Below are 12,428 nucleotides of genomic sequence, written 5' to 3'. Positions count from 1 at the left end.
TTAGCCTGACCGGCAACTCACTGGATAACACCCTGACCGGAAATGCCGCCGCGAACACGCTGGACGGTGGCCTGGGTGCCGATACGCTTATCGGCGGCAAGGGTAACGACACCTACATTGTCGATGACATTGGCGACGTCGTTACCGAGGCACTTAACGAAGGCGTCGATACCGTCAAGGCGTCCATCGACCACGTGCTGAGCAGCAACATTGAAAACCTTATCCTGACCGGCTCAGCCATCAACGGTACCGGTAACGGACTGAATAACGTCATCAACGGCAACGAACAGGACAACGTGCTCGATGGCCGCGCTGGCATCGACACACTGATTGGCGGCAAAGGCAACGACACTTACATCGTAGATCTGCTGGCCAAAGGTGTAGGCAGTAAAGCGACACTGGTACTGGAAGACGTTATTACCGAAAAAGCCGGTGAAGGTGATCACGACCTGCTCAAACTGAGTGCTGATCGGCTGGTTAATTTCTCCGGTACTGCCGCAGTAACACTGGGCGCCAACCTGGAAGATCTGGACGCATCCGCTACGGGAAATCTGGCGATCAGCCTCACGGGCAACGCCGCCAACAACGTCATTACCGGCAATGACGGCGATAACCTTCTCGACGGTAAAACCGGCATCGACACACTCGTGGGTGGCAAAGGCGACGACACTTACCTGCTCGACAATGCAGCGGAACTGGCACTCGTTGGCGAAGACGCAGATGAAGGTAACGACACCCTGAAAATTGGCTACAACAACGCCAGCAAAACCACTGCGCTTGACGTCGACCTGAGCAGCAGCAACTTGCTGAATTTTGAAAACATCACCCTGACCGGCACCGGCCTGTTCAATCTGACCGGCAATGATCGCGGCAACAGGCTGACCGGCAACCTTGCGCGCAACGAAATCACCGGTGGTGCTGGTAATGACGTACTCGACGGTAAAAACGGTGGTGATTTGCTGACTGGCGGCGCAGGCGATGACACTTACTACGTCTACAGCGACAAAGACGTTCTGGTCGAAACTGCCAACGGCGGCAACGACACCGTCCATGTCGTGGCCTACGCAAAAAACAGCTACACCCTGGCCGACAATCTGGAAAACGCGATCGTCGACTCGGCCGCCGCGTTTAGCCTGACCGGCAACTCACTGGATAACACCCTGACCGGAAATGCCGCCGCGAACACGCTGGACGGTGGCCTGGGTGCCGATACGCTTATCGGCGGCAAGGGTAACGACACCTACATTGTCGATGAAATTGGCGACGTCGTTACCGAGGCACTTAACGAAGGCATCGATACCGTCAAGGCGTCCATCGACCACGTGCTGAGCAGCAACGTTGAAAACCTTATCCTGACCGGCTCAGCCATCAACGGTACCGGTAACGGACTGAATAACATCATCAACGGCAACGAACAGGACAACGTGCTCGATGGCCGCGCTGGCATCGACACACTGATTGGCGGCAAAGGCAACGACACTTACATCGTCGATCTGCTGGCCAAAGGTGTAGGCAGTAAAGCGACACTGGTGCTGGAAGACGTTATTACCGAAAAAGCCGGTGAAGGTGATTCGGACGCTCTGGTTCTGCGCATTGACTCGGCCATCGCTGAGGCGTTCCAAGGCACTGCCTCCATCACCCTTAACGCCAACCTGGAAGTCCTCGACGCCCGAGAAACTGGCGCGTTGAACATGACGCTTATCGGAAACGCCGCCAATAACGTCATCTACGGTAACAATGGCAATAACACTCTCAACGGTGGCGCCGGTAATGACATGCTGCAAGCCGGTGACGGCGGCATTAACGTGCTGATAGGCGGTCTCGGGGCTGACCAGATGGTGGGAGGGTCGGGCGTCGACACCTTCAGGTTCAACGCCCTGAACGAGATGGGATTAAACGACAAGCAAGATGTCATTTCTCTCTTCACCACCGATGTCGATGCCCCAGGCGCTGGCGACAAGCTCGATTTCTCCGCGCTCAAGGGCTACACGTTCGTTGGGGATAAAGAGTTCACCGGAGGCGCCAAGGAACTGCGCTTTGTGGCCGATGCTGACGGCATCGTGGTTTACGGCACCAGCAATGCTGATCAGGTCGCAGACTTTTCCATCAAGCTGGTGGGTGTGAGTGCATTAACCGATGCAGATCTGATCTTGTCTTGACGGCCAGCAGCGGGCTGCCAGAGTAATTCTGCAACATCTTCCGCCTGGCAGCTGAAATCCAGACCGGCCACTACTGCGAGGTATTGGCCGGTTTTCGTTTGCGCAACGATCCGTCTGGAGGCTTGGGAAGTGGTAAATCAGTACCTGCTGTACGACCACTCATCGGCAAATGATGGCTCATAGCCACCCAGCTATCGTTTTTGATACACCTGCCGATACAAGCTGGATATGATCCACCTTTTTTTGGCGTCAGAAATAAAACTCCATCATAACGAACGCGCTTAATGATGTGCATTCCACGAGTAGCCGTCATCGCGGGACAGATCAAAATTCTTTCAGGAAGCAAGAATGCCCTCTCCAACCGGTTCTTCCATGAGCTACTCGGTTTTTGCAAGCAATAATCCTCAACTCAACAGCTTGCTATACGGCACATCATGGAGTTTCTACGGGGTTCTACCGACTAACCTGACCTATAGCTTTTACGATTCAGATACCTCCAGATTCGCTCTGCCATACAGCGGCGATCAGGAGTATCTGAACGCTTACGAACTGGCGCCAGAGCAAAAAACCGCCATCGTCGACACCTTGGCCAAGTGGTCCGCCGTGGCTAATGTCAACTTCACTCAAGTGACTGACACCGCTACGAACGTTGGCGATCTGCGCTTTGGTGGCTATATGGACATGGAGGAAGGCACGGCAGCGTGGGCTTACTTTCCCGCCAACTCGCCTGTTGCAGGCGACGTGTGGATAGCACCGACCACCGACGACCCTAATCCCATCGAAGGCAGTTATGACTACCTGACCTTCATGCATGAAATCGGTCATGCGCTAGGGCTCAAGCACCCCTTCGAGGGTAGCAATTACAACGGCACCACGCTGTCACCCGTACTCGATGATGTTCGCTACACCATCATGAGTTACACCAACGCTTACTCCTACGAACCGACCACCCCGATGCTTCTGGACATCCTGGCGATCCAGAAGCTCTATGGCGCGAATATGCTGTGGGAAGCGGGAGATACAACTTATCGCTGGGACGCCAATCAGTCTGTATTCGAGACGATCTGGGACGGCGGCGGTATAGACACGATTGATGCAAGCAACCAAACCGATTCCGTGCTGATCAACCTCAATGAGGGCGAGTTCAGCAACATTGGGCAGGCCTTTATTGACTACCAGCAGCAAAAGCTGGTCAACGATGGCCTGGCGATTGCCTTCGGCGCGAAGATTGAGAACGCTACGGGCTCGGCATTTGATGACGCCCTGATCGGTAACGACCTGAACAACGTGCTGGATGGCGGCGCAGGTGCCGACATCATGATAGGCGGGGATGGCAGCGATACTTACATCGTCGACAACATTAACGATAGCGTCATCGAAACCGGCTTTTGGAAAAGCGATGCCGATACGGTCGTGGCTTCGGTGAACTGGACTTTGGGCGCCAACCTGGAAAACCTCACCTTGACCGGGTCCGCCAATCTTGATGGCACCGGTAACTCCAGCCGAAACGTATTGATCGGTAATGACGGCGACAACAGCCTCAGCGGCGGGGCAGGCGCAGATGAGTTACGCGGCGGTGCAGGCAACGACCGTCTTGATGGTGGCGTGGGAATTGACGCATTGTTCGGTGGAACCGGCGATGACACTTACATCGTCGACAACATCGCCGATCGGGTAGTGGAACTCAATGGCGAAGGTCATGACCTCGTACAAACCACAGTCAGCTATACGCTCGGCGCGTTTGTTGAGGATGGCCAACTTCTGGGCGCGGCGGCCGTAAATCTTACAGGGAACGACTTGGCCAATACGCTGACAGGCAACAATGCGGCGAACGTTCTCGACGGTAAGGCAGGTGCTGACACTCTGATCGGCGGCCTGGGTAACGACACTTACATCGTCGACAACGTGGCCGATGTAGTTGTTGAAAACAGCACTCTGCTCAGTGAAATCGACACGGTTCAGGCTTCGGTCAGCTACACCCTGAGCGCCAACGTGGAAGTGCTGACTCTGACCGGTAGCAGCAACATCAACGGCACCGGCAACGCGCTGAATAACCGAATCGATGGTAACGGTGGCGACAACGTGCTCGACGGCGGTAGCGGGATTGATACCCTGAGCGGAGGTCTGGGCAACGACACCTACGTGGTCGACGATATCAGGGACGTGATCATCGAAACCAGCAAAGTTGTCACCGAGATTGATACGGTCGAGTCCTCGGTCAGTTGGACCCTGGCCGCTAACCTTGAGAACCTGACCCTGACCGGTAATGCCAATCTCAACGGCACAGGCAACCTCCTTAACAACTTGCTGATCGGCAACGTCGGGGACAATCTGCTCAGCGGTGGTTTGGGTAACGATGAGTTACAAGGCGGTGCAGGCAATGACCGTCTGGATGGCGGCGCCGGAATTGATACGCTGCTTGGCGGCACCGGCGATGACACGTATATCGTCGATAACCTCAAAGATGTAGTGACCGAGCTCGACGACGAGGGTCATGATCTGGTGCAGACCACGGTCAGTTACACGCTGGGTGACTATGTTGAAGACGGGCAAGCGCTCGGCGCAGCCGCCATCAGCCTCACAGGCAATGACGAGGCCAACACCCTGACCGGCAACAACGCGGCCAACGTGCTGGACGGCAAGGCCGGTGCCGATACCTTGATCGGTGGGTTGGGCAACGACACGTACATCGTCGACAACATCGGTGACGTGGTAGTTGAGAACAGCGCACTGGCCGCTGAAATTGACAGCGTTCAAGCCTCCATCAGCTACGTGTTGGGGGCGAATCTTGAGAACCTGATTCTCACCAGCACCGACAACCTCACCGGCACCGGCAACACCTTGAACAACCGCATTACCGGCAACAGCGGTGACAACCGTCTGGACGGCGGTCTGGGTATCGACACGTTGATCGGTGGCTTGGGTAACGACACCTATGTCGTCGACAACCTGCGTGATGTGATCCTTGAAACCTCCACCTTGCCCGGCGAAATCGACTCGGTCGAGTCGTCGGTCAACTGGACTCTGGGCGCTAACCTGGAGAACCTCACGCTTACAGGCAATGCCCTTAACGGTATTGGCAATGCTCTGAGCAACGTCCTGACCGGAAACAGTGGCGATAACAGCCTGAGCGGCGGTGCAGGGGCTGATGAGCTGAACGGCGGGGCAGGCAATGACCGACTTGACGGCGGACTGGGTGCTGATGCGATGCTTGGCGGCACCGGCGATGACTTCTACCTCGTAGACAATACGGATGACAGCGTCACCGAACTCGCCGCCGAAGGCTACGACGTGGTGCAAACCTCCGTCAGCTACACACTCAGCGACTTCATTGAAGAGGGCCGACTCGTCGGTAATCTCGCGCTGCGGCTCACTGGCAACGCTCAGGACAACCTGCTGCTCGGCAACGCTTTGGCCAACACTCTTGAAGGCGGTGCAGGCAACGACACCCTTAACGGCGGTGTCGGCATCGACACCTTGATCGGCGGCTTGGGCAACGACACGTACATCGTCGACAACCTCAAAGACGTAGTGACCGAGCTCGACGATGAGGGCCGCGATCTGGTGCAAACCACGGTCACCTATACCCTCAGCAATTTTGTCGAAGACGCACAGGCGCTGGGCGCAGCAGCGATAAACCTAACCGGCAACGACGAGGTCAACACCCTGACCGGCAACAACGCGGCCAACGTGCTGGACGGTAAAGCCGGCGCCGATACCTTAATCGGTGGGCTGGGCAACGACACCTACATCGTCGACAACCTCGGTGACGTGGTGGTTGAAAGCAGCGCACTGCTCGCTGAAATCGACACCGTCCAGGCCTCCATCACCTACAGCCTCGGCGCCAACGTAGAAAATCTGATCCTCACCGGCACAAACAACCTCACCGGCACCGGCAACGCCTTGAACAACCGCATTACCGGCAACAGCGGTGATAACCGTCTGGACGGTGGTCTGGGTATCGACACGTTGATCGGTGGCTTGGGTAACGACACCTATGTCGTCGACAATCTGCGTGATGTGATCCTTGAGACTTCCAGACTGACCAGCGAAATCGATACGGTCGAGTCTTCGGTCAACTGGGCCCTGGGCGCCAACCTGGAAAACCTGACCCTGACCGGCAGCGATAATCTCAATGGCACCGGTAACACGCTGGCCAACGTATTGACCGGCAACGCCGGAAACAATTTGCTCAACGGCGGCGCGGGTGTCGACACCTTGAAAGGTGGTGGTGGTAACGACACTTATGTGCTGGACCAGTTTGCCGAACTGGCGCTCATCGAAGAGCTGAGTAATCAGGGCAGCGACACGTTGAACGTAGCCTTCGCTGCAACCACGCTCAACAACACCGTGGACCTGAGCAATAGCAACTTGCGCAACGTGGAAAACGTCACGCTGCTGGGGGTCGGACTGTTCAGCGTCATCGGTAACGATCGGGACAACATCCTGCTCGGCAACGCCTTCAACAACACCCTGAATGGCGGTGCAGGCAACGACACCCTCAACGGCGGTGTCGGCATCGACACCTTGATCGGCGGCACTGGCGATGACACGTACATCGTCGACAACCTCAAAGACGTAGTGACCGAGCTCGACGATGAGGGCCGTGATCTGGTGCAAACCACGGTCACCTATACCCTCAGCAATTTTGTCGAAGACGCACAGGCGCTGGGCGCCGCCGCCATCAACCTCACCGGCAACGACGAAGCCAACACCCTGACCGGCAACAACGCGGCCAACGTGCTGGACGGTAAAGCAGGCGCCGACACCTTAATCGGTGGGCTGGGCAACGACACCTACATCGTCGACAACATCGGTGACGTGGTAGTTGAGAACAGCGAACTGGCTGCTGAAATCGACACCGTTCAGGCCTCCATCAGCTATAGCCTCGGCGCCAACGTAGAAAATCTGATCCTCACCGGCACAAATAACCTCACCGGCACCGGCAACACCCTGAACAACCGCATCACCGGCAACAGCGGTGATAACCGTCTGGACGGTGGTCTGGGTATCGACACGTTGATCGGTGGCTTGGGTAACGACACCTATGTCGTCGACAATCTGCGTGATGTGATCCTTGAGACTTCCAGACTGACCAGCGAAATCGACACGGTCGAGTCATCGGTCAACTGGACCCTGGGCGCCAACCTGGAAAACCTGACCCTGACCGGCAGCGACAACCTCAACGGCACGGGCAACATCTTGAATAACGTGCTGATTGGCAATGACGGTAACAACACACTCAATGGTGGTACCGGCAACGACACACTCGAAGGTGGAGCCGGTAACGACGTACTGATTGGCGGGTTGGGCACAGATACACTGACCGGCGGCACCGGGGCCGACATCTTCGCCTTTAATCTGCTCAGCGAGCTTGGCCTGGGCATCAATCGCGATGTGATTACCGACTTCGACAGCGCGCAAGGCGACAAGATTGACCTGACCCGACTTGATGCCAATATCCTCGTGCGCGGGGTGAACCCTTTCACCTTCATTGGTGAGGAGGCATTCACCGGTGCCGGACAATTGCGTTTCGTCGATCAAGTCCTGTCAGGCAATATCAATGGCAACCTCGCCGGTGATTTTGAGATTCACCTGGTGGGCGTGACTCAGTTCACCGCCAACGACCTGATCGTCTGACTCGATACCTCAGAGCCTGAGAGAAAGCCGACAAATACCGGCATTTCTCCAGGTAACTGCGTGCGAGCATCAGCCTAGTAGTCCGAGTTCCTGCGCTCGGGCTACCGCTTGGGTACGTCGCTCGACACCTAGCTTGCCATTGATATGACTGGCATGGGTCTTGACGGTGTGTACAGAGATAAAAAGCTGATCGCTGATTTCCTGGTTGGAGCAACCCTGGGCGATCAGTTGCAGGACGCTCAACTCACGTGCGCTGAGCGTATCGGTGATGTGCAGTGAATCGGCGCTTTCACGCGACGCTGCGCAACTCGCAACAGGAATTTTTTCCAGTAGAGCATCTCGCGCTGCACAGGGTGCACTGTGCAGCAGTTGGTCGCGCAGCCAGCCAGGATGGCGCTCAATCAAATCATGAAAAGGCAGTAATGCCCCGCCAGTTGCTGCGCGCAAACTCTGATCGAGTAGCGCGCGGGCCTTCGTCTCGTCGCGCGTACCGATCAACAACAGCATCTGTTGTATCACCGCGGTCAGATTCAATAACTGGCCATCGACGCGCCTCGCATTATTTTCCAGCAGTTTGAGTCGCTGCGCGCTTGCGTCCAGTTGCCCTTGAAAGCGCTCAAGGGCCGCGCACTGCAACTCGACATAGTGCGGTAAGTGAGGATGACATTCAGGGGAAGGCGCCGGAGCATCGCCACTATAGGTCTGCGTCAGACGCAGCAGCCAGGCCTCGGCGAGATCAAAGCGACCTTGCGCCAGCCACAACTCGCATTTCACCAAGGTGATCATCGCCAGATAGTAGATCGACGGTACATCCCAGATATGCATCAGTCGTTCAGCTTCGGATAACTCCGCAAACGCCTCCGCGAATCGCCCCTCGCGCCCATGCAACCCGGCGATCACGCTATGGCCGATCAGCACGCTGATATCCCGACACGCCCGCGCCTCGGCGAGACCGGCCAGCAACAGTGTGCGACCGGCCTCATCATCCATGCGCAGGGTCAGCAGATATCCTTCATAAAGGGTGAGTCGCGCTCGGATGGCATACAGCCGCTGCGCGGACAACCCCTTCAAGCGTTGCAACCCGTGGCGAACCTCATCAAGCGCACGCAAAATCTCACCGCGTGCCTGCAACGCTCGGGCGCGGTCGTAATGCGCGAGGGCTTCGAACAGCGGGTTGGCGACCCTCTGGGCAAGCTCCAGCGCATCACGATTCAAAGCTCGCGCTCGCCATAAATCGCCTTCGGCAATCGCCAGATTAGCAAGTGTGGAAAGGCACATTAAACGTTGACCATAGCGTTTACGCGGCAAACTGAGCAGCGCTTCACTGCAATATCGCCGGGTTTTTTCGGTATCGCCGCGCCCCCTGGCAATGATGCCGCTCAGCGCCAGCCACTGGGCCAGCATTGATTGCTGCGCAGTGGCAGAGGGCGCGGGCAGGAAGCGGCTGAGGTGTTCGGCCAAATCCTCGGCCGCATCAAGCTGACACGCCAACCCCAACGCCCACGCATACAGCACGATCAGCCTGGGCGTGCTGATCAACAAGCTGTCGGGCAAATCCATTTTCCAGCGTAACAACATGCCAACGTTCTGTTCGGCCAACAACTGCTCTTCGGAAAGGTTTTGTACAAGGTTGGCGGCCACATCCGGATGCCCAGCCCGCAACGCCTGCTCTACTGCTTCATCCAGCAGCCCCTGCTCACTGAACCAGCGGCAGGCGTTTAGATGCAGCCGGTTCTGTTGCGACCCGGCCTGATCCCTGGCGCGTAAGAGATCGGAGAATAAATGGTGGTAGCGATACCAGCGCCCCTGTTCGTCCAGTGGTACCAGGAATACCTGATGGGACTGCAGGTAACTCAGCATTTGCGCGCTGTCGTGGCTGTCCCTCACCGCATCGCACAGCTCAAAACAAAAGCGTTCAAGGCAGGCCGTGTCGTAAAGAAAAGCCTGCACATCGCCAGGCAAGCAATCGATGACTTCTTCAAGCAAATAATCGCGGATCAGACCCTCGCCACCGTGTAGTCCCTGAGGCAACTCGTTGCCAGCGCCGACTTCAGAACTCGCCAGCAGCCAGAAACGCAGCCCCGCCACCCAGCCTTCGCTACGTTCGATAAGGCTTTGTATTGCCGCTGCATCGAGGGTGTTGCTGTGCTGGGACAGCAGTGTCAAAGATTCTGTAAGAGTCAGGCGCAAGTCGCTCTCGTTGAGCTCCAGCAATTGCCGTGAGAGGCGCAGGCGTGCCAGATGCCACTCGGGACGCTGGCGGCTGGTGACCATAATGATCAGCCCGGCGGGAAGATGATTCAGGAAAAACTGCAGGCACCTGTCAAGTACCGGGCCCTGGGCAAGATGGTAATCGTCCAGCACCAGCAGCACGGGCTTGCCGAGCATAAGGTGCATCGACAGCTCGTCCAGCAAACCGTCGAGCCACTCCTCAAACGCAAAGGGCTGATGGCGCTGGCGCATTTTCAACAAGCCCAGAGACTGCGCGCCCAATTGCGGGAAAAACTGCTGCAGCGCGGCAAGCAGCCGCTCAAGAAAACGCCCAGGGTCGCTATCACGAGGGCTAAGCCCCAACCACACGCTTTGCCATTGCTCCGGCAGGTTCTGACAGAACTCCACAGCCAGTGAGCTTTTACCAAAACCTGCCGGAGCACTGATCAACAGCAATCGCCCGGACAAACCTGCACTCAATCGTGCGCACAAACGTTCACGGGGTACGTAGCCGTCAGGCAAGGGCGGTCGAAAGAATCGCCCCTCCAGCGCGGGAACCGCGTTGCCTGCGAACACTTGCAAACGGGACAGATCAGTCATGGCCGGCTCTTGTTGACGTCTTATCGGCTTGGCGAATGTTCTGGAGACTAGCCGGTAAGTCAGCGGTTTTGAAGGCGCCGAAGGAAAAGACTGTAACAATTTCCCTACAATCATCGAACCGAATACACACCCATAAAAAAGCCCCTGTTACGGGGCTTCGGGTGAGTCACAACATTTTTTGAATCATCATCTACCGGCAATCAAATACGGTACCTGTGAGAGCGAATTTATTCGCGAAGCGGCCGGAGCATTCAAAACATATCTGTCGCCTGATGAATTCGCCCTCATCTAGCACCATGCAACCTACGGCATTGAAATGCATTTTCTGTAGGAGCTGCCGAAGGCTGCGAAGCATTCTTCCTGACACACTGCGATCGCAGCTTCCGGCAGCTCCTACAGGTCCTGTGTTTGCCGCGAGGCCTTCAAAGAAATCAGCGCACACCCTCCTGGCGCAGTGCATTAGGCGTGAACTCACTGGTGGTGGCGGTGAAGCCGAAGTCATACGCACGTTTCTCTTCGTTCTTCATGCCCAAAGCCAGATAGCGGCCTGACTGCAGGTCATAGATAGTTTCCAGGGCATACCACGGCACTTGTTTATCGTAGTAGTTCTCGGCATGAGCCTCGGCGACACGCCACAGTTGGCCGCGACCGTCGTAATGGTCGATAACCGCTGCCTGCCAGGTGTCCTCATCAATAAAGAAGTCACGCTTGGCGTAGATGTGGCGCTGGCCTTCCTTGAGCGTTGCGGTGATGTGCCAGACACGGCGCAGTTCATAGCGGGCAAGGTCCTGATTGATATGACCGGCCTTGATGATGTCAGCGTACTTGAGCTTCGGATCGTCCAGCTTGTAGCTGTTGGCAGCGATATACATCTCTTGTTTGCCAACCAGTTTCCAGTCGTAGCGATCCGGTGCACCGTTGAACATGTCCAGGTTGTCCGAGGTACGCAAGCCATCAGCCGCAGTGCCCGGCCCGTCATAGGAAACCTGCGGAGCGCGGCGGACCCGACGCTGACCCGCGTTGTAGAGCCATGCGGAACGCGGTTCAGCAACCTGATTGAGGGTTTCGTGCACCAGCAATACGCTGCCAGCCAGACGCGCTGGTGCGGTCACTTCCTGCTTGAAGTAGAACAATACGTTGCCAGGATTCTTAGGATCGTAGTCCTTCATCTTGTCGCGAAACACGAACTGATCGCTGAAGTACACAAGACTGTATGACCCGTTAGGCTGCGGAGTGGCCTGGGTTACCAGACGCTTTACGCTCCCCCCACGATACCGCCCGATGTGGTTCCAGATGACTTCGTTGGCACTCTGCGGAATCGGGAACGGCACCGCCGTATCGAAATTCTCAAGGCCGTTACCGCCGCCTACCGCTTTGGTATTGGTGGCGTTTTTCTTGATGGCCGCGAACACCTCATCCGGCACCGTCGCACCGCGATGGGATGGATAGACCGGCATTTTGAAAGTTTCAGGGTAGCGCTTGAACATCGCGTACTGACCCGGTGCCAGATTAGCCTTGTACTGCTCCACGTTAGCCGCGGTGATGGTGAACAGCGGTTTTTCACTGGCATACGGGTTGGCGAGGAAGCCTTTGGCATCTACCGCCCCTGCATTCTTTGGCATCGGGCTCCAGGCAGGGATGGTGTTGGCAGCATTACCGGCCTTTTCAGCGCCCATGGGCGTCAACGTGGTTCCAAGCTTTGCTGCTTCAGATTCAGACACAGCCGCCATGACACCGGTTGCCAGCAGCGACAATCCGAGCACACCGACTTGCAACAGACTCTTTGTTATTTTCATTTTCATAGTCGTCCTGAAAAAC

Annotated in this window: 4 protein-coding genes; 2 read left to right on the top strand and 2 right to left on the bottom strand. The window is 56.6% G+C overall.

What is annotated here, in order from left to right; translation table 11 throughout:
* Positions 1-2,159 (top strand): calcium-binding protein (locus EE949_RS29545; RefSeq protein WP_164666818.1); only part of this gene is annotated, 2,159 nt, incomplete at its 5' end.
* Between the two features lie 348 nt (positions 2,160-2,507).
* The gene (locus EE949_RS22365; RefSeq protein WP_122666302.1) at positions 2,508-7,799 is read left to right on the top strand and encodes a M10 family metallopeptidase C-terminal domain-containing protein; all 5,292 of its coding nucleotides are present in this window, start codon (positions 2,508-2,510) and stop codon (positions 7,797-7,799) included.
* Positions 7,800-7,868: 69 nt separating this feature from the next.
* Here EE949_RS22365 and EE949_RS22360 read toward each other — a convergent pair whose 3' ends face one another.
* Both EE949_RS22360 and EE949_RS22355 read right to left on the bottom strand, forming a co-directional pair.
* Entirely contained in the window at positions 7,869-10,610 is a 2,742-nt protein-coding gene (locus EE949_RS22360) for a LuxR C-terminal-related transcriptional regulator (protein ID WP_122666301.1), read from the bottom strand.
* A gap of 431 nt (positions 10,611-11,041) precedes the next feature.
* On the bottom strand, positions 11,042-12,406 hold the full coding sequence (locus EE949_RS22355) for a DUF1329 domain-containing protein (protein ID WP_162874372.1): 1,365 nt from the start codon (positions 12,404-12,406) through the stop codon (positions 11,042-11,044).
* Positions 12,407-12,428: the final 22 nt, after the last annotated feature.

It is taken from the genome of Pseudomonas viridiflava, assembly GCF_900602065.1.
Lineage (GTDB): Bacteria > Pseudomonadota > Gammaproteobacteria > Pseudomonadales > Pseudomonadaceae > Aquipseudomonas.
The sequence above is the reverse complement of the archived record's forward strand: the minus strand, read 5'-3'. Positions and strand labels throughout refer to the sequence as shown.